We start from the raw sequence: 18,672 nt of genomic DNA, 5'->3' as shown, positions 1-18,672 counted from the left end.
GATTCGCGAGTGGGGATGATGGTCCGGTGAACCCCATCGAGGCAGTCCTGGATGCGACCGACCGCTACCTGACCGCGCTGGACGACATCACCGACGACCAGCTGCGCGAGCCGAGCACGCTGCCCGGCTGGACCCGTGGGCACGTCGTGGCGCACGTCGCGCTGAACGCCCACGGCCTCGCTCGCGCCCTCCGCGGGGCGCGCACCGGTGAGCCGACGACGGTCTACGACTCCCAGGAGGAGCGCACCGCCGAGATCGAGCAGCGATCCTCCGGGACCGCGGACGAGCTGCGCATGCTCAACCAGATGGCCTCGCTGCGACTCGCCGGCGAGCTGCGGCTGATGAAGGCGGGAGTGACCGTGGAGCGGGTCCCCGGAGGTCCGTGGATGGACGCACCGACGGTGGTCGGCGCACGGTGGCGCGAGGTGGAGATCCACCGGGCCGACCTCGGGCTCGGGTACACCCCGAGCGACTGGCCGGCCGCGTTCGCGGCGTACGTCCTGGAGCAGACGGCGGAGGACCGCGGCGACCAGGTCTCGCTCACCCTGCACGCCCGTGACCTCGATCGGACCGTGTTGGTGGGCGGCGGCGGCCATGGCGTGGCCGGGCTTGCCGGAGACCTTGCCTGGTGGCTGCTCGGCCGCGGTGACGGGTCGGCCCTCACCTCGACTCGGCCGCTGCCTACCCTGGGGGCATGGCGATGACCTACTCGGGCGACGTGAAGCCGGGCGGACCGGAGGACGTGCGCGAGCTCGCGCACCTGACCATCACCAAGGTGGCGGTCGACCCGAAGATGGCGAACAACGCCTACCTGCTGCGGTGCACGACCACCGGCGAGCAGCTGCTCATCGACGCGGCCGACGACGCCGAGCGGCTCCTCGCGGTCATCGGCGACGGCGGCCTCGGCACCGTCGTCACCACCCACCAGCACTGGGACCACCACCGCGCGCTCGCCGCCGTCGTGGAGGCGACCGGAGCCCGGGTCATCGCGGGCGAGCCGGACGCCGACGCGATCACCGACCAGACCGGCGTGGAGGTCACCCGCCGCGTCGGCGACGGCGACCACATCATGCTCGGCGACTGCCGGCTCGAGGTCGTGCGGATCACCGGCCACACCCCGGGCTCCATCGTCATCGCGTACGACGACCGCGACTCGGGCGGCACCTGGCACCTGTTCACCGGCGACTCCCTGTTCCCCGGGGGCGTCGGCGCGACCTTCGGCGACGCTGCGGCCTTCGCGATCCTCATCGACGACGTCGAGGCCAAGATCTTCGGGCAGTTCCCGGACGACACCTGGTTCTACCCGGGCCACGGGTCCGACGGCGTCCTGGGCAACGAGCGGGCGAGTCTGCCGGAGTGGCGCGAGCGGGGCTGGTGACGGCCCGCCTCAGGCGCGGCGGTTGATCGACTCCGAATAGGCCAGCGGCCGGTAGCGCAGGATCGGGTCGTCGGAGAGCTCGATGCCGTCCACGACCCGGGTCGGGTCGAAGACCGTGACTCCCCCGTCCGCCTCCGGGTCCGGGGCGACCGAGGTGATGGTGAGGGTGCCGGCGTCGAAGGTCTCCGCGGGCTTCCACACCGACATGGGGTCGTGCGGGTCGTCCCCGGCGGACGCCACGGAGACCTCGAGGACGAAGGTCACCGGGCCCGCCGCCAGGCGGGCGGCCATCTCCTCGCCGAGCCGGTCGGGGCCGCTGAAGCTGCCGCCGAACGGCGACGACGTCGGCCGCAGCACGTAGCGCACCCACACGGCGGAGCCGTCCGCGGCGAGCCAGCGGTAGGCGTGGACCGGGTAGTACGTGGGGTCGGCGTACGACGAGGGCGCGGCGATCGCCTTGGCCTTCGCATTGGCGACCAGCGGTCCGACGGCGTCGCGGTGCCGGAGCAGGAAGAGCGGCAGCCTCGCCGGCGACTGGGCCGCCTCGACGAACTCGATGAACGCCTCCGGGGTCCGTACGACGAAGCGCGGGGCCGTCTGCCCGAGCAGGTCGGTCGCGGTGCCGTCGGGCAGCTGGAACTTCACCGCCATCCCGCGCACGTCCGGCGCCTTGTCGGGGACCGACGGGTCGCCGCCGCCGTTGGACCAGCGCACCAGCACCGGGACCGCCTCGCCCGACAGGTGCAGCGCCCGGCAGAGCTCGCCGGCCCGCGGGCTCGCGGCGAAGGTGCCCGCGTAGAACGAGCCCTTGGCGTGCAGGGTCCGATGCCGGCCCGAGCCGGTCTTGAACGCTGCGCGGATGCGGTCGATGGCTGATGCCGGCGTCGGGTCGCTCACCCGCGCAAGATAGCGCGGCCGGTTGGCGCGCGGGCATAGATTCGGTCCGAGGCCGCCGCTCGGAGGCCCGGCGGAGGTGGGCTGTGATCGAGGCGTTCGGTCTGACCAAGACCTACGGCGACAAGACGGCGGTCGACGACCTCTCGTTCACCGTGAGACCGGGGCTGGTCACCGGCTTCCTCGGCCCCAACGGCGCGGGCAAGTCGACGACCATGCGGCTGCTCCTCGACCTCGACGCGCCCAGCGCCGGCCGCGCCATGGTCAACGGCAGGCGCTACCGCGACCACGTCGCGCCGCTGCAGGAGGTGGGCGCCCTGCTGGAGGCCAAGGCCGTGCACGACGGCCGCAGCGCCCGCAACCACCTGCTGGCCCTGGCGGCCACCCACGGCATCCCGACGGCGCGGGTCGACGAGGTCCTGGGCATCGTCGGCCTCGAGGGGGTCGCGAGGAAGCGCGCGGGCGGCTACTCCCTCGGCATGGGGCAGCGCCTCGGCATCGCCTCGGCCCTCCTCGGCGATCCGGCCACCCTGCTGCTCGACGAGCCGGTCAACGGGCTGGACCCGGAGGGCGTGCTCTGGGTGCGCACCCTGCTCAAGCGGCTCGCCGCCGAGGGGCGGACCGTCTTCGTCTCCTCCCACCTGATGAGCGAGATGGCACTCACCGCGGACCACCTGATCGTGGTCGGCAAGGGCCGACTGATCGCGGACTCGTCAGTCGCCGACCTCATCAGCCGCGCGGCGCAGGACCGCGTGCACGTCGAGAGCGCGGACGACGATCGCCTTGCGACCCTCCTCGGCTCGGACCGGGTCACCGTGTCCCGGCGCAGCGGCGGCGGGCTGGAGGTGGCGGGCATGCCGAGCACCGCGATCGGACAGGTCGCGCTGGATGCGGGGATCGCGCTCGGCGTACTCACCCCTCACGCGGCGACGCTCGAGGAGGCGTTCATGTCGCTGACCCGCGACGCCGTCGACTACGTCGGGGTCGCGTGATGGCCTCCACGACCGTCGTCCCCCGGGTCACGTTCACCCGCGTGCTGCGCGCCGAGTGGGTCAAGTTCCGCTCCCTGCGATCGACCTGGATCACGTACGCCGTGGCGCTGCTCGTCGCCGACGGCCTCGGCGTCCTCATCGCCTGGCTGCGGGGCCGGGACATCCACCAGCACGGGTTCGAGCTCGGCTTCGACCCTGTCGCGTTCTCGCTGCACGGCCTGATGCCGGCCCAGCTCGCCTTCGGCGTGGTCGGCGTCCTGTTCGTGACGGGCGAGTACGCCACGGGGTCCATCCGCGCCACGATGACCGCCGTCCCGCGGCGCTTCCCCGTCTTGCTCGCGAAGACCGCCGTGTTCGCCGTGGTGACGTTCACGGTGGCGCTGGTGCTCTGCTTCGTGGCGTTCTTCGCCGGGCAGGCAGTGCTGTCCACCTGGCACCTCGGCGTCTCGATCGGGCACCCGGGGGCGCTCCGCGCGGTGATCGGCGGGGCGTTCTACCTGACGGTGGTCGGCGTCATGGGGCTGGGCCTCGGCTTCGCCGTGCGCAGCACCGGCGGCGCGATCGCCACCCTGTTCGGGATCGTGCTGGTCCTGCCGCTGATCGCGCAGGCGCTGCCGGCATCGTGGCAGTCGCACATCGTGAAGTACCTGCCGCTGTCGATCGCGGAGTCGCTGATCTCCCAGCTCCTCGGCGCCCTGACCGGCGCTCTCTCGACCGGCATGGGCATCGCCGTGCTGACCGGGTACGCCGTCGGCTCGCTCGCGATCGGACTGCTCGTGCTGCTCAGAAGGGACGTGTAGTCAGTCCTCCTCGGGCAGCGCCTGGTTCGCGGCGACCTCCCCGACCACCGGCTCCTCGGCGTGCACGAACTTCCCGCCGGCGAGCCAGGACGCGGCTGCTGCGAGCAGGCACATCGCCGCGGCCGAGGCGAACACCACGACGAGGCCGTGGTGGAACGGCGCCGACATCAGCTGCGGGAAGAACTCCTTGCCGGTGAGCGTGCCCATGTCCGGTGTGCCGAGCGAGACCCCGGCGGAGCGGATCTGAGCGAGGATCGTGTCGATCGGGTTGAAGCCGAGGAACGACGCGAACAGCGACGCGACCGGTGGCAGCTGCCCCGCGGCGCTGGCCGCGGGAGCCGCGACGCCGTGCGCCTCGAGCCCGCCCGTGAGCGTGGTCGGCAGCTTGGCCGCCAGGCCCGCGATCATCAGCGAGAAGAACACGCCGATGGACAGCGACGAGCCCGCGTTGAAGAACGTGCCGCGCATCCCCGACGCCGCACCGCGCTGGTGGGCGGGCACCGCGTTCATGATCGCGGACACGTTGGGCGCCGCGAACAGCCCCGAGGCGAGGCCGTTGACGAGCAGGATCAGCGCGAAGAGCCAGTAGGGGAAGTCCACCGGGACCAGCAGGAAGCCCACGAAGGTCAGCGCGACCAGGACCATGCCGCCGGTCGCGAAGCCCCGCGCACCGAACCGGTCGGACAGTACGCCGGAGATCGGGCCCGCCACGAGGAAGCCGGCCGTCAGCGGCAGCATGTAGATGCCCGCCCACAGCGGCGTCGACTCGTACGAGTAGCCGTGCAGCGGCAGCCAGATGCCCTGCAGCCAGATGATCAGCATGAACTGCATCCCGCCGCGCGCGATCGAGGACAGCAGCCCGGCCAGGTTGCCCGCCCAGAACGGCCGCACCCGGAAGAGCGACATCGCGAACATCGGGTCCGGGACGCGGGTCTCGATCCAGCAGAACAGGCCGAGCACCAGCACCCCGCCGATCAGGCCGCCCAGCACCCACGGGTTCGTCCATCCCATCGTGTGCGATCCGTAGGGCTGGATGCCGTAGGTGATCGCCACGAGGATGGCGGTCAGGCCGGCCGCGAAGGACAGGTTGCCGGGCAGGTCGAGGCTGCCCCGGCGGCGTACGCCCGTCTCGTGGAGGGACAGGTAGGACCAGATCGTGCCCAGCACTCCGATCGGCACCGACACCCAGAAGACCAGGCGCCAGTCGATCTCCGAGAGCACGCCGCCGATCACCAGCCCCAGGAACGACCCGGCGACCGCGGCGACGTTGTTGATGCCGAGCGCCATGCCGCGCTGCTCGGCCGGGAAGGCGTCGGTGAGGATCGCCGTCGAGTTGGCGAACAGCATCGATCCGCCGACGCCCTGCACGACCCGGCCGACGATCAGCCACATCGCGCCGGCGCCGCCGTGGAACGGGTCCAGGGAGAGCAGGATCGAGGCGATCGTGAACACCACGAAGCCGAGGTTGTAGATCTTCACCCGACCGAACATGTCGCCGAGCCGGCCCAGCATCACCACGAGCACGGCCGAGACGACCAGGAAGCCCATGATCATCCACAGCAGGTAGCTGACGTTGCCCGCGCCGAGCGGATCGACGTGGATGCCCTTGAAGATCGCCGGCAGCGAGATGAGCACGATCGAGGAGTTGATGGTGCTGATCAGGATCCCGAGCGTGGTGTTCGACAGCGCGACCCAGCGGTAGCGGGGGCTGTCGACGTCGGTCCGCTTGCTCACGAACCACCAACTTAGTTGCCATCGCGAACCAACTCGGGCGCGTCCCGCCCACCGGTACGACGCTCACCCCGGATCCACCGAAATCTGCACTGCAGGAAACTGAAGATCTTGCTCGTTGACGCGTCATCACGCGGAGCGAAAGTCTGCGGAACGGCCGGCGACCGGAAGTTCTGTCTCCCTGGCGCCGAGCCACGCCACAATCGCCGACTCCCGATCGGAGTCATCGACGCAATGAGGATACCCATGAGAAAAGTCCTTGCCGGAGCCGTCACCTCGGCTCTGGTCACGGCAGCCCTGGCCTCGACCCCGGTGTTCGCCAACGCGAACGCCGCGGCCGGTCACCAGGCGACCCGGCCCGACCCGACCAAGGCCGCCGCGACCGCTGCGCGACTCGTCCGCAGCCGTCCCGGCGTGGTCCACGCGAACGCCCGGGAGCGGCTGATCGCGCACCGCGTGCTCACCACCACGGCCGGCATGCAGGTCGTCCCGTACACGCGCACCTACCGCGGCCTCCCGGTCGTCGGCGGCGACTTCACCGTCGTGACCGACGCGCACGGCCAGGTCATCAGCGTGAACGTCGCCCAGGGCCGCACGACCAGCCTCACCTCGATCACGCCGTCGATCGCCAGCGCGGCGGCGCGTCGTACCTCCGCACGGCAGGTCTCGCGGGCACAGGTCGAGCCGGGTACGCAGCTGGTCGTGGTCCAGCAGCGCACCTCCAAGCTCGCCTGGGCCACCACGGTCCGTGGGGTCCGCAACGGCGAGGCCTCCCGGCTGACCGTGTACGTCGACGCGCACACCGGCAAGGTGATCCACACCGTCGAGCACGTCATGGACGGCACCGGCACGGGCGCGTACGACGGCCCGAACCCGCTCACCATCCCGACCACCCAGTCGGGCAGCACCTACTCGATGACCGACCCGAGCAACGCGATCACCTGCCAGGACGCGTCCACCAACAAGACCTTCACGGGCGCCGACGACAGCTGGGGCAACGGCGTGGCCTCCAACAAGGAGACCGGCTGCGTCGACGCGCTGTTCATCGAGAAGACCGAGAACGCGATGCTCGCGGACTGGGACGGCCGCAACGGCCTCGACGGCGCCGGCCACGGCTGGCCGATCCGGATCGGCCTGAACGACGTCAACGCCTACTACGACGGCACCCAGGTGCAGATCGGCCACAACCAGGCCGGCGACTGGATCCCGACCCTGGACGTGCTCGGCCACGAGCAGGGCCACGGCGTCGACGACCACACCCCCGGCGGCATCTCCGGCAACGGGACGCAGGAGTTCGTGGCGGACACGTTCGGCGCGGCGACCGAGTGGTACGCCAACGAGCCGGCCGGCTACGACACCCCCGACTTCACCGTGGGCGAGGAGGTCAACCTCGTCGGCAGCGGCCCGATCCGCTACATGTACGACCCGTCCAAGGCCGGCGACGACAACTGCTACTCCTCCCAGACCCCGACCGAGGAGGTCCACGCGGCCGCGGGTCCGGGCAACCACTGGTTCTACCTGGTCGCCGAGGGCACCAGCCCGACCAACGGCCAGCCGACCAGCCCGACCTGCAACAGCACCTCGGTCACCGGCCTCGGCATCAAGAAGGCCGAGCAGATCATGTACGGCGCGATGCAGATGAAGACCTCGTCGGCGTCGTACCTGAAGTACCGGACCTGGACGCTGACCGCGGCGAAGAACCTCTTCCCCGGCAGCTGCACGGAGTTCAACACGGTCAAGGCGGCGTGGAACGCCGTCAGCGTCCCGGCGCAGACCGCCGACCCGACCTGCACCACCGGCACCAACACGGTCACGGTCTCCAACCCGGGCAACCAGACGGGCACCGTCGGCACGGCCAAGAGCCTGCAGATGACCGCCACCGACTCGCAGGCCGGCCAGACGCTGACCTGGTCCGCGACGGGCCTCCCGGCCGGCGAGTCGATCAACGCCAGCACCGGCCTCATCTCCGGTACGCCGACCACGGCCGCCACCTCGACGGTGACCGTCACCGCGAAGGACACCACCGGTGCGACCGGCTCGACCTCGTTCACCTGGACCGTCAGCGGCACCGGCGGCGGGGGCGGCAGCCAGCTGCTCCTCAACCCGGGCTTCGAGTCCGGCGCGGTGAGCTGGACCGGCACCAGCGGCCCGATCACCAACGACACCGGCCGGCCCGCGCACAGCGGCACCTGGAAGATGTGGCTCGGCGGCAACGGCACCACCGCCTCCGAGAACGAGTCGCAGACGGTCACGATCCCGTCCAGCGCCGCCCACGCGACGCTGACCTACTGGATCCGGGTCGACACCTCGGAGACGACGACCACGACCAAGTACGACACGGCCAAGGTGCAGGTGACCAGCGGCGGCACCACGACCACGCTGGCGTCGTACTCCAACCTCGACGCCAACAGCACCTGGGTGCAGAAGACCATCGACCTGTCGTCCTACGTCGGCTCGTCGGTGACCCTGAAGTTCTCGATGAGCGAGGACTCCTCGCTGCAGACCAGCTTCGTGGTGGACGACACCGCCCTCACCACCAGCTGATCACCGGCTGATCAGGCCGGCCGGCACCGTGGGGGTCAGTTGTAGCTGACCTTCACGGTGTCGGTCAGCGGGTGGGCCTGGCAGCCCAGCCGGATGCCGTCCTCGAGGTCGTCCTTGTCGAGCACGTCGTTGTGGTCCATCCGCAGGTCGCCCTCGATGAGCCGCACCGCACACGCCGAGCACTCGCCCGCGCGGCACGAGAACGGGGCCTTCACGCCCTTGCCCTCCAGGAAGTCGAGGAGCTTGGTGCGGGGGTCCCAGTCGTCGTACGCGAACTCCTCGCCGTCCAGCTCGACCTCGACCTTGACCGGTCCGACGGGACCCTCGGGCTCCTCGGGAGCGTCCGCGGCCTCGCCGTCGAGGCTGTCGGCGTCGTCGATCTCCGACTCGGCGCGACGCACCTCCTCGATGTCGCCGAACGGGTTCCCGCCCAGCGACACGAACTTCTCCTGGTGGCGCCGGCTGCGCGGCAGCCCCGCCTCCTTGGTCACGTCCATGACGGCCTTCATGAACGGCGCCGGCCCGCAGGCGAACACGTCGTAGGTCAGGTACGGCGCCACGAACGCGCGGATCTGCTCGAGGGTCGGGATGCCCTGCACCGACTCCAGCCAGTGCGTGACCTGCAGCCGGTCGGGGTTCGCCGCGGCCAGCTCGCGCAGCTCCTCGGCGAAGATCACCGAGCGCTCGTCGCGGTTGGCGTAGAACAGCACGATCCGCCCGGTGCCCTCGGCGAGTGCGGTGCGGATGATCGACATCACCGGGGTCACCCCCGAGCCGCCGCCGAACAGCAGCAGGTCCTCGTCGAGCGAGGCGGGCGTGAAGATGCCGGACGGCGGCAGGACCCGCATGGTGGCGCCGACGTCGAGGTTGTCGCAGATCCAGTTCGAGGCGTAGCCGTCGGCGGTGCGCTTCACGGTCACCGTCAGCGGGCCGCCGTCGTGCGGGCTGCTGGACAGCGAGTAGCAACGGGCCGCGATCCCGGTCTGGTCCGACGGGACGGCGAGGGTCAGGAACTGGCCCGGCCGGTAGGCGAACTTCTCCTCCGCGCCCGCGGGCACGGCGAAGCTGATGGACATCGCGTCGGCGGTCTCCTCGACCACTCCCACGACGTCCAGCACGAAGGACTCGATGTCCACCTGCGTTACCTGGTTCCTCTCAGTAGCCGTCGGCCACGCCGACGGTGAGCTCGCCATCGCGAACGGCGGCGTCGATGCTGGCCATCAGGTTCGGGCAGGACCGGTGCACGTCCGGCCGCCCGCGGGACAGGTCCCGCTCGGCGAACACTTTACACGAAGCAAGCGATTGTAAAGTCCACTGGATGGCGGTGTGCTGCTCGCTGTTCTTGCGCACGAGGACCCGGGCGGCACACGCGTCGCAGCCCATCTCCGCCAGACCCTCGCTCGTGTAGCGCCTCTGCTCCGCCAGGGTCGCGAGGTCGCGGGGCTCGAAGGAGGCCATCGGGATCCCGCTAGGCCTCGGCAGGCGCTTCGGCCCGGTCGCGCCTCGCCAGGTTCTCGGCCACCTCGGCGTGCCAGTACTCGTTGGCACGGGTGGTGTCGACCTCGAACTCGAAGCGGTCGGTCATCTCCGGCTTGATGTCGGCGACGTCGACGTAGAACTGCTCGTACCAGCGGCGCAACTGGTAGACGGGACCGTCCTCCTCGCACAGCAGCGGGTTCTGCACGGCGACCTTGTTCTCCCAGATCGCGACGTCCTGCAGGAAGCCGTCGCCGAAGGACTCGGTGTAGCGCTCGGCGATGTAGGCGCAGGTCTTCTCGTCGAGCCCCTCGGGCTTCTGCACGGTGATGCCGTACTGGAGCAGGAAGGAGTCCGGGCCGGTCGGGATGTGGCAGTTGATGAGGATGACCTCGGTGATGAAGCCCTTGTAGTCGACCGTGAGCCAGTTGATCATGTACGACGGTCCGTAGTACGTGGCGATCGACTTGAGCGTCGAGTTCTCGTCGCCGTACCCACCGCCCATCGTGTCCGGGCGACCCTTCGACTCCATGAACTGGGTCGCGGTGTGGCCCTCGAAGATGTTGCGGAAGCTGGTCGGGAACGCGAAGTGCACGTAGTAGAAGTGCGCCATGTCCGCGACGTTGTCGATCAGCTCGCGGCAGTGTGAGCCGTTGATCTCCTTGGTGTGCCACGACCACGGCGTGTACTTGTCGGTCAGCACCTCGGGCAGCTCCGGCGGCAGGATGTCGCGGTCGGCGGCCGAGCCCTCGGGGTCGTTCCAGATCATCAGCTGGCCGTTGACGACCGCGGTCTCGTAGCGGTGCGTGCGGGCGCGCAGCGGCACCCGTCGGGCGTACGGGATCTCCTTGCACTTGCCGTCGCCGCCCCAGCGCCAGTCGTGGAACGGGCAGGCGACGTTGTCCCCCTTGACCTCGCCCTGGGTGAGGTCACCGCCCATGTGCCGGCAGTAGCCGTCGAGCACGTTGAGCTCGCCCTTGCTGTCCGCCCACACCACGAGCTTGGTGCCGAAGCCGTGGATCGCGTGCGGCCTGCCGTCCGCGAAGTCGCTGGCGAGACCGAGGCAGTGCCAGCCGCGCGCGAAGCGGATCGGCGTGGTCCCCTGGTCCAGCATTCGGGTGTCACTCATGTAGAACACGTTACAGTTTTGGCGCTAGTCTTACAACGTGCACCTCGATCTCGAGCCTCAGCAGAAGGCCCTCCAAGAGGAGCTGCGCGACTACTTCGCCCAGCTCGTGACCCCCGAGATCCGGGCCGGACTGGCGTCCGCGACCGGCGAGTTCGGGGAGGCCGGCGTCTACAAGAGCGTCATCCGCCAGATCGGCTCCGACGGCTGGCTGGGCATCGGCTGGCCCAAGGAGTTCGGCGGCCAGGCCCGCTCGATGGTGGAGCAGCTGATCTTCACCGACGCGGCGGCCGTGGCCGGCGTACCGATCCCGTACCTGACGCTCAACACGGTCGGTCCGACGATCATGCGGTTCGGCACCGAGGAGCAGAAGGAGTACTTCCTGCCCCGGATCCTGGCCGGCGACCTGCACTTCTCCATCGGCTACTCCGAGCCCGGCTCCGGCACCGACCTCGCGTCGCTGCAGACCAAGGCCGTGCTCGACGAGGCCGCGGGCGAGTGGGTGATCAACGGTCAGAAGATGTGGACCTCGCTCATCCAGTACGCCGACTGGATCTGGCTGGCCTGCCGGACTGAGGAGGCGCCGCGACACAAGGGCCTGTCGATGATCCTGGTCCCGGCCGACGCTCCGGGCGTGTCGTACACCCCGGTGCACACCGTGGCCGGGGTCGGTACGTCGGCGACGTACTACTCCGGCGTGCGCGTCCCGGCCTCGAACCTCGTCTCCGAGCGTGGCGGCGGCTGGGCGCTGATGACCAACCAGCTCAACCACGAGCGGGTCGCGCTCACCTCCGCGGCCCCCCTGGTGCACTCGCTCGGCCTGGTCAAGGCGTGGGCGCGCGAGACCGGCGAGATCGAGAGGGAATGGGTGCAGATCGCGCTCGGCCGGGCGCACGCCCGCGTCGAGGCGCTCTCGCTCATCAACTGGAAGCTCGCCGCCGACGCGGACCACGGTGTCGCGCTCTCCCCCGCCGAGGCGTCGGCCACCAAGATCTACGGCTCGGAGCTGGCCACCGAGGTCTACCGCTCGCTGATGGAGATCGTCGGCCCGCACGCCGGAGTCACCGCCGACTCCCCCGGAGCCGTCCTCGCCGGGCGCCTCGAGCGGATGCACCGCTCGTCGCTGGTGATGACCTTCGGCGGCGGCACCAACGAGATCCAGCGCGACATCATCGGGTACGTCGGCCTCGGCCTGCCCGCCGCCAAGCGATAGCCGCGAGGAGACACCGTGGACTTCATCTTCACCCCCGAGCAGGACGAGGCCGCCGAGCTGGCGGCGTCCATCCTCAAGGACAAGACGACCAACGAGCGGCTCAAGGCCGTCGAGGCCGCGGGCGACCGCTTCGACCGTGAGCTGTGGGCGACGCTCGGCGACGCCTTCGACTGGGCCGACCTGGACCTGATCACCACGGCGCGGGTGCTCGTCGAGGTGGGCCGGTACGTCGCCCCCGTGCCGCTCGCCACGCACGTCGCCTGCCTGGCGCTGCTGACGCAGGCCGGACGCCCGGCCGACGCCGGCCTCTACGCGGCCGCGGTCGCCGAGGAGCGCGCGCACCTGCCGGCCGAACCGGCGGTGACGGCCGATGCTGACGGCCGGCTCACCGGCACCAAGACCGTGGTGCGGGCGGGGATGTCGGCCGACGCGCTGCTGGTCACTGCGACCGGCCCCGACGGCCCGGCGGTCTACCTGGTCGACCCGGCGGGTCCCGGCGTACAGCGTGAGGCGCAGCGGACCAGCGACGGCGACCGTGCGGCCCTGATCACCTTCGACGGCGCGGCCGGCGAGCCGGTCGGGGACGCCACGCGCTTCGGCGAGCTGCTGGTGGCGCTCTCCGCTGCCGAGCAGCTCGGGGTGACCGAGGGCGCGCTGCGGCTGACGGCCGAGTACGCCAAGACCCGCGAGCAGTTCGGCCGCCCGATCGGCACCTTCCAGGCCGTCTCGCAGCGGCTGGCCGACGGGTTCATCGATGTGCTGGCGCAGCGGCTCACGCTGTGGCAGGCGGTCTGGCGGCTGTCCGAGGGGCTGCCCGCGGCGACCGAGGTCGCTGTGGCCAAGCTCTGGGCGGCCGACGCCGGCCACCGACTGGCGCACACCACCGCGCACGTCCACGGTGGCGTCGGCATCGACCTGGACGGCGAGGCGCACCGCTACTTCACCGCGCCGAAGCGCTTCGAGTTCCTGTTCGGCGGTGCCACCGAGCAGGCGCTGAGGATCGGCCGCACCTTCGCGGCATGACGGTCCGCGACCTCCTCCTCGCCCGCGCGGACGACGACCGCCCGGCGCTGCTCTGGCGGGAGGAGGGCTCGGTCCGCACCCTCTCCTGGCGTGAGTACGTCGGCGCGGCGGCCCACCTCGCCACCGATCTCGAGTCACGGCTGGACCCCGGTCTCCCGCCGCACATCGGCGTGCTCCTGCCCAACGGCCCTGCCTTCGCGCTGCACCTCGCGGCCGCCGGCCTCGGCGGGCACGTGCTCGTCGGCCTCAACCCGACCCGCCGGGGCGCGGCTCTCGACGCCGACATCGCCAAGGCCGACTGCCAGCTCGTCGTCGACTCCCCCGACCTCAGCCGAGTTGCCATCTCTGGTCGACCGAAACCAGGGATTGGGCTGACCACAAGCCTGAACTCGCGTGGGGTCGTGTCGGCGGACTCGCTGTTCATGCTGATCTTCACCAGCGGCACCAGCGGTACGCCGAAGGCGGTGCGGGTCACCCACGAGAAGGTCACCGGCCCGGGCACGCACCTGGTCGGACGCCTCGGGCTGAGCGCCGACGACGTGCACTACCTGTCGATGCCGATGTTCCACTCCAACGCGGTGATGGCCGGCTGGGCGCCGGCCCTCACGACGGGCGCGGCGTTCGCGGTGGCGCCGTTCTCGGCGAGCGGGTTCCTGCCCGACGTCCGCGACTTCGGGGCGACGTACGCGAACTACGTGGGGAAGCCGCTGACCTACATCCTGGCGACCCCGGAGCGGCCCGACGACGCGGACAACCCGCTCCGGATCGTGTTCGGCAACGAGGCCAACGAGGGCGACATCGCGGAGTTCGCGCAGCGGTTCGGCTGCACGGTCGTCGACTCCTACTCCTCCACCGAGAACGCCGTCATCGTGCAGCGGCAGCCCGGCATGCCGGCCGGTGCCCTGGGCAGGCCGCTCGAGGGCGTCAAGGTGCTCGACCCGGAGACCGGCGAGGAGACGGCCGACGGCGAGATCGGCGAGCTGGTCAACACGACCGGCGCCGGAGCCTTCGCCGGCTATTACAACGACCCCGACGCCGAGGCGGAGCGGATGCGGGGCGGGATGTACTGGTCGGGCGACCTGGCCTACCGCGACGCCGACGGCTGGATCCACTTCGCCGGGCGCTCCGGCGACTGGCTCCGCGTCGACGGCGAGAACATGGCCACCGCGCCGATCGAGCGGATCCTGCTGCGCCATCCCGCGATCGGCGAGGCGGCGGTCTACGCCCTGCCCGACCACGTCGGCGACCTGGTCGCCTGCGCGCTGGTCCTCCGCGGTCCGCTCACCGCGGACGACCTGTGGGCGTTCCTCGGCGAGCAGCCCGACCTGTCCCCGAAGGCCTGGCCGCGCGTCGTACGCCTCCTCGAGGACCTGCCCCGGACCGCGACCAACAAGGTGCTCAAGCGGCAGCTGCGCGACCTCGACCCCGAGCTCGGGTCGACCTGGACCCGCTGATCAGGCCAGGCCGGCCCAGGGATCCTCGCGCCGCCACACGGTCGGCAGGTGCAGCGCCACGCCCTGCGCCTCCGCGAGCCCGCCGAGCACCCGCATCGTGACGTCCAGGTCGTCGCCGGCGTACGGCACGGCACGCAGGGGCTGGTCGAGCGGCCGGAAGAAGTCGTCCCAGTGGATCAGCACGACCCGGCGCGCGCCCACGGTCTCGACGGTCTCGGCCCAGTAGGTGCGCAGGTAGTCCTCGTCCTGTACGCCGAGCTGCCCGACGCCGAGGTAGACCACGTCGGCGGCCATGCCGGAGAGCGCACCCGGCACGAAGCCGGCGCTCCCCTGCACCAGGACGGTCCGCCCGGACGCGTGGGCCACGAGGATCGACCACGCCTCGCCGCAGCGGTACGCCGCCGTGCGGACCGGGGGTACGACGGGCGCGTCGATCGTGCCCGGGAAGCGGTCCGGCGGGCAGTGGTGCGACTCGACCAGGGTCAGCGTGTAGGCGCCGTACGTCATCGGCGTGCCCGGCGTCGCCACCACGATCCGGTCCTCGGCCAGCCCGGCCCCGCGACCGACGTTGGCCGCCGACGTACCTCCGACGAGGACGCCGCCCGTCCGCTCGGCGACCACCGCCGAGTCGAGGGCGTGGTCGTAGTGGGCGTGGACCGGGACGACGGCCTCCAGCTCCTGGACGCCCGCCCGCGCCAGGCAGCCGCTGATCCGCTCCTCGTCCGGCGCGATCCTCCCGAGCAGCACCCACGGCAGCGGAGGTCGCGAGAAGAACGCGTCGGTCATCAGCGCCGACTCCCCGTCGTCGAACAGCAGCGTGGCGACACCCAGGAACGTCACGCCGAGCCCGTCTCCCGCGGCGGGCACGTCGAAGCGATCGGCGTACGCCGAGATGTCGGGGCGACCGAGCTTCCAGCGCACGGCTCAGCCCGTGTACGCGATCTCGGCCTGCCAGGCGTCCACGGGCTGGTCGATCGCCGCCCGCAGCGCGGCGGCCACGTTGTCGGGGGCGAAGGGGCCCTCCTTCTTCAACAGCCCGCGCACCGTCACCGACACCGCGCGGATGCCGTCGTCCTTCAGCGCCCCGTCGAGGCTGCGCACCAGGTTCTGGATGCCGGCCTTCTGCACGCCGAGCGAGCAGGCGCCGAACCACGGCTTGTCGGCGGCCATGCTGCCGGTGACCGTGATCCGCGCGCCGGCGGACATGAACGGGCGGGCGGCCTGCACGAACGGCAGCAGCGCCCCCACCCCGAGACGTACGTCGGCGAGCAGTTCGTCGACCGTCAGGTCGAGCGGGCCCTTCTCGGTGTACGCCGACGGGTTGAAGTGCGCCACGTCGACCGAGCCGAGCTCCTCGGCGAGGGACGTGACGCCGGCGCGGGTCGCCGCCTCGTCGGTCAGGTCGATCAGCGCCGTGGTCGCGCGACCGCCGGCCTCCACCACCTGCTCGGCGAGGGTCTCGAGGACCCCCGCGTCGGCACCGATGAGGGCGAGGGAGGCGCCCTCGGCGGCGTACAGGCGGGCGAGCGAGCCGCTCACACCCGGGCCGGCTCCAGCGATCAGCACGTTGCGCGTCATGTCGCCAATGTAGTGACACGCCGCCAGCGATACGTGCGCGAAACCATCCCGTCACGACCTGTGCCTAGAGTGCGGCCATGGAAGCGCAGGTCGAGTGGGTGCCGAAGGTCGGGGCGACGGCGTACGACGAGATGTACGACGGGACGGCCGTCCGCGACGAGTACCGGACGCTGCGCACCTCCCTCGACGCGCTCGACCGCAACGACCTGCGGGCACGCATCGACACCCTCGCGTCGTCGTACCTCGACCAGGGCGTCACCTTCGACATCGGCGGCGAGGAGCGCGCGTTCCCGATCGACATCCTGCCGCGCATCATCAGCGCCGACGCGTGGTCGACGATCGACGCGGGCGTCCAGCAGCGGGTCCGGGCGCTCGAGGCCTTCCTCGTCGATGCGTACGGCGCCGGCCAGGTCTTCGCCGACGGCGTCGTGCCGCGCAGCATCGTCATCTCCTCGGGCGCCTTCCACCGCGAGGCGGCCGGGATCGACCCGGCGAACGGCGTGCGCTGCCACGTCGCCGGCATCGACCTGATCCGTGACGAGGACGGCCGGTTCCGGGTGCTCGAGGACAACGTCCGGGTGCCGTCCGGTGTGTCCTACGTGATGACCAACCGGCGCGCGATCGGGTCGGTGCTGCCCGAGGCGATGTCCGCGCACCGGATCCGCCCCGTGGCCGACTACCCCAAGCGCCTGCTCGCAGCCCTGCGTGCGGCGGCGCCGGCCGGCGTCAGCGACCCGACGGTCGTCGTCCTCACCCCCGGCGTCTACAACAGCGCCTACTTTGAGCACGCGCTGCTGGCGCGCACGATGGGCGTCGAGCTCGTCGAGGGTCGCGACCTCGAGTGCCGCCAGGGACGGGTGCTCATGCGCAGCACCCGCGGCCTGCAGCCGGTCCACGTGATCTACCGCCGGGTGGACGACGAGTTCCTGGACCCGGTGCAGTTCCGCGCGGACTCGATGCTCGGCTGCGCCGGACTGGTGAACGCGGCCCGCGGCGGCAACGTCACCCTCGCGAACGCGATCGGCAACGGCATCGCCGACGACAAGCTGATCTACACCTACGTCCCGGACCTGATCCGCTACTACCTGCGCGAGGAGCCGCTGCTCCCCAACGTCGACACCTGGCGGATGGGCGATGCGGAGGCGCGCGAGGAGGTGCTGGACCGGCTCGACGAGCTCGTGCTCAAGCCGGTCGACGGGTCGGGCGGGAAGGGCATCGTGATCGGGCCCGCGGCCACGGCGGCCGAGCTCGACGAGCTGCGCGCGAAGATCCTGCGCCAGCCCCGCGCCTGGATCGCGCAGCCGGTCGTGGGCCTGTCGACGGTCCCGACGTACGCCGACGGCGCGATGCGCCCGCGGCACGTCGACCTCCGCCCGTTCGCGGTCAACGACGGGGAGAAGGTGTGGGTCCTCCCGGGCGGCCTGACCCGGGTCGCGCTGCCGGAGGGCGAGCTCATCGTCAACTCGTCGCGCGGCGGCGGGTCCAAGGACACCTGGGTCCTCGCCGACCCGGGCCACGAGCAGATCCAGGAGGCGTGACGTGCTGAGTCGGATCGCGGAGTCGCTGTTCTGGATCGGGAGGTACGTCGAGCGCGCCGACGACACCGCGCGCATCCTCGACGTGCAGACGCAGCTGATGCTGGAGGACCCGGGCGTCAGCGTGCCCACCACGTGCGGCGCGGTGCTGTCGATCATGGGCGTCGAGGCCCCGCCCGGTGACCTGACGGTGGCGCGGCTGATCGACCTGCTGGCCCACGACCCCTCGTCCTCGGAGTCGATCGCCGCGAGCCTGCTCGGCGCGCGGGAGAGCGCTCGGCGGGCGCGCGAGACCCTGTCCGAGCCGCTGTGGGTCACCATCAACACGACGTACCGGACGGTCGCCTCCGGCTCGTTCAGCGCCATGCAGACCTCGCGCGGGCTGCGATGGGTGCGGGACCAGGCCGCGCTGATCAGCGGGACGGCCGACGCGACGATGACCCGCGACGAGGGCTGGCAGTTCCTGATGCTCGGCAAGTCCATCGAGCGTGCGGACATGACCGCCCGGCTGATCGCGAGCGCCGCGCTGTCCCCCGGCCACGCGTGGACCACGACGCTGCGGGCGTGCGGCGCGCACGAGGCGTTCCTGCGGTCGCGCCGCGGGCTGGAGACCGACCGCGAGGTCGTGGAGTTCCTGCTGCTGGACAAGCTGTTCCCCGGCTCGGTGTCCTACGCGATCGACCGCGCCGAGCGCTGCCTGGCGAACCTCGAGATCGTCACGCACCGCGACGGCTCGGAGACCGACGCGCGACGCGTGCTCGGGCGCGCACGCTCCGAGCTGGAGTACCGGACCATCAGCGACCTGCTCACCGACCTGCCCCTCGCGATGGACCAGTTCCAGCTCGCGTGCGCGCAGGCCACCGACGCGATCACCCGGCACTTCTTCTCCGGCTCGGAGGCGCTGGAATGGCACGGCACGCGATGAGGA

17 protein-coding genes are annotated in these 18,672 nt (G+C 71.2%); 10 read left to right on the top strand and 7 right to left on the bottom strand.

From position 1 onward, the window contains the following. The first annotated feature begins 26 nt into the window (after nucleotides 1-26). Nucleotides 27-704 carry a maleylpyruvate isomerase family mycothiol-dependent enzyme gene (locus tag ACYU8V_RS03595; protein WP_460845217.1) on the top strand — a complete coding sequence of 226 codons (678 nt, stop codon included), beginning with the start codon at nucleotides 27-29 and terminating at the stop codon, nucleotides 702-704. Beyond that, the gene (locus ACYU8V_RS03590) at nucleotides 701-1,378 is read left to right on the top strand and encodes an MBL fold metallo-hydrolase (RefSeq protein ID WP_460845668.1); all 678 of its coding nucleotides are present in this window, start codon (nucleotides 701-703) and stop codon (nucleotides 1,376-1,378) included. Before ACYU8V_RS03595 ends, ACYU8V_RS03590 begins: the two co-directional genes overlap by 4 nt. 9 nt (nucleotides 1,379-1,387) lie before the next feature. Here ACYU8V_RS03590 and ACYU8V_RS03585 read toward each other — a convergent pair whose 3' ends face one another. Continuing rightward, a complete protein-coding gene (locus tag ACYU8V_RS03585; RefSeq protein ID WP_460845216.1) occupies nucleotides 1,388-2,275 on the bottom strand; it encodes a catalase in 888 nt (295 codons plus the stop codon). A gap of 83 nt (nucleotides 2,276-2,358) precedes the next feature. On the opposite strand from ACYU8V_RS03585, the gene ACYU8V_RS03580 reads away from it, so the two are divergent. Both ACYU8V_RS03580 and ACYU8V_RS03575 read left to right on the top strand, forming a co-directional pair. Then, nucleotides 2,359-3,264 (top strand): ABC transporter ATP-binding protein, encoded by a 906-nt coding sequence (locus ACYU8V_RS03580; protein WP_460845215.1) that lies wholly within the window; start codon nucleotides 2,359-2,361, stop codon nucleotides 3,262-3,264. Further along, on the top strand, nucleotides 3,264-4,064 hold the full coding sequence (locus ACYU8V_RS03575) for a hypothetical protein (protein WP_460845214.1): 801 nt from the start codon (nucleotides 3,264-3,266) through the stop codon (nucleotides 4,062-4,064). The genes ACYU8V_RS03580 and ACYU8V_RS03575 overlap by 1 nt, the downstream gene beginning before the upstream one ends. Here ACYU8V_RS03575 and ACYU8V_RS03570 read toward each other — a convergent pair whose 3' ends face one another. Next, a complete protein-coding gene (locus ACYU8V_RS03570) occupies nucleotides 4,065-5,798 on the bottom strand; it encodes an MFS transporter (RefSeq protein ID WP_460845211.1) in 1,734 nt (577 codons plus the stop codon). A gap of 243 nt (nucleotides 5,799-6,041) precedes the next feature. On the opposite strand from ACYU8V_RS03570, the gene ACYU8V_RS03565 reads away from it, so the two are divergent. After that, a complete protein-coding gene (locus ACYU8V_RS03565) occupies nucleotides 6,042-8,339 on the top strand; it encodes a M4 family metallopeptidase (protein WP_460845210.1) in 2,298 nt (765 codons plus the stop codon). Nucleotides 8,340-8,374: 35 nt separating this feature from the next. On the opposite strand, the gene ACYU8V_RS03560 is transcribed toward ACYU8V_RS03565, so the two are convergent. Genes ACYU8V_RS03560 through ACYU8V_RS03550 form a run of 3 tightly spaced genes read right to left on the bottom strand, consistent with a single transcriptional unit; the run spans nucleotide 8,375 to nucleotide 10,944 of the window. Then, nucleotides 8,375-9,475, bottom strand: coding sequence for a 2Fe-2S iron-sulfur cluster-binding protein (locus ACYU8V_RS03560; RefSeq protein ID WP_460845209.1), 1,101 nt, complete (start codon nucleotides 9,473-9,475; stop codon nucleotides 8,375-8,377). Between the two features lie 19 nt (nucleotides 9,476-9,494). Beyond that, complete coding sequence (locus ACYU8V_RS03555; RefSeq protein WP_460845208.1) at nucleotides 9,495-9,797, bottom strand: hypothetical protein; 303 nt, start codon at nucleotides 9,795-9,797, stop codon at nucleotides 9,495-9,497. 10 nt (nucleotides 9,798-9,807) lie between these two features. Continuing rightward, nucleotides 9,808-10,944 (bottom strand): Rieske 2Fe-2S domain-containing protein, encoded by a 1,137-nt coding sequence (locus tag ACYU8V_RS03550; protein ID WP_460845207.1) that lies wholly within the window; start codon nucleotides 10,942-10,944, stop codon nucleotides 9,808-9,810. Nucleotides 10,945-10,981: 37 nt separating this feature from the next. On the opposite strand from ACYU8V_RS03550, the gene ACYU8V_RS03545 reads away from it, so the two are divergent. Genes ACYU8V_RS03545 through ACYU8V_RS03535 form a run of 3 tightly spaced genes read left to right on the top strand, consistent with a single transcriptional unit; the run spans nucleotide 10,982 to nucleotide 14,631 of the window. Then, complete coding sequence (locus ACYU8V_RS03545) at nucleotides 10,982-12,154, top strand: acyl-CoA dehydrogenase family protein (RefSeq protein WP_460845206.1); 1,173 nt, start codon at nucleotides 10,982-10,984, stop codon at nucleotides 12,152-12,154. 15 nt (nucleotides 12,155-12,169) lie between these two features. Continuing rightward, entirely contained in the window at nucleotides 12,170-13,177 is a 1,008-nt protein-coding gene (locus tag ACYU8V_RS03540) for an acyl-CoA dehydrogenase family protein (protein WP_460845204.1), read from the top strand. After that, nucleotides 13,174-14,631, top strand: coding sequence for an AMP-binding protein (locus ACYU8V_RS03535; protein WP_460845201.1), 1,458 nt, complete (start codon nucleotides 13,174-13,176; stop codon nucleotides 14,629-14,631). The genes ACYU8V_RS03540 and ACYU8V_RS03535 overlap by 4 nt, the downstream gene beginning before the upstream one ends. On the opposite strand, the gene ACYU8V_RS03530 is transcribed toward ACYU8V_RS03535, so the two are convergent. Together ACYU8V_RS03530 and ACYU8V_RS03525 are read right to left on the bottom strand one after the other, a co-directional pair. After that, a complete protein-coding gene (locus ACYU8V_RS03530; RefSeq protein WP_460845200.1) occupies nucleotides 14,632-15,552 on the bottom strand; it encodes an MBL fold metallo-hydrolase in 921 nt (306 codons plus the stop codon). 3 nt (nucleotides 15,553-15,555) lie between these two features. Then, on the bottom strand, nucleotides 15,556-16,209 hold the full coding sequence (locus tag ACYU8V_RS03525; RefSeq protein WP_460845199.1) for an SDR family oxidoreductase: 654 nt from the start codon (nucleotides 16,207-16,209) through the stop codon (nucleotides 15,556-15,558). A 77-nt stretch (nucleotides 16,210-16,286) separates the two neighbouring features. Here ACYU8V_RS03525 and ACYU8V_RS03520 point away from each other — a divergent pair, with 77 nt between their 5' ends. Continuing rightward, nucleotides 16,287-17,747, top strand: a complete 1,461-nt coding sequence (locus ACYU8V_RS03520) for a circularly permuted type 2 ATP-grasp protein (RefSeq protein ID WP_460845196.1) — start codon at nucleotides 16,287-16,289, stop codon at nucleotides 17,745-17,747. Nucleotide 17,748: 1 nt separating this feature from the next. Next, a complete protein-coding gene (locus ACYU8V_RS03515; RefSeq protein ID WP_460845194.1) occupies nucleotides 17,749-18,669 on the top strand; it encodes an alpha-E domain-containing protein in 921 nt (306 codons plus the stop codon). The last annotated feature ends 3 nt before the right edge of the window (nucleotides 18,670-18,672 follow it).

This window comes from Nocardioides ultimimeridianus (genome assembly GCF_054777895.1).
The sequence above is the reverse complement of the archived record's forward strand: the minus strand, read 5'-3'. Positions and strand labels throughout refer to the sequence as shown.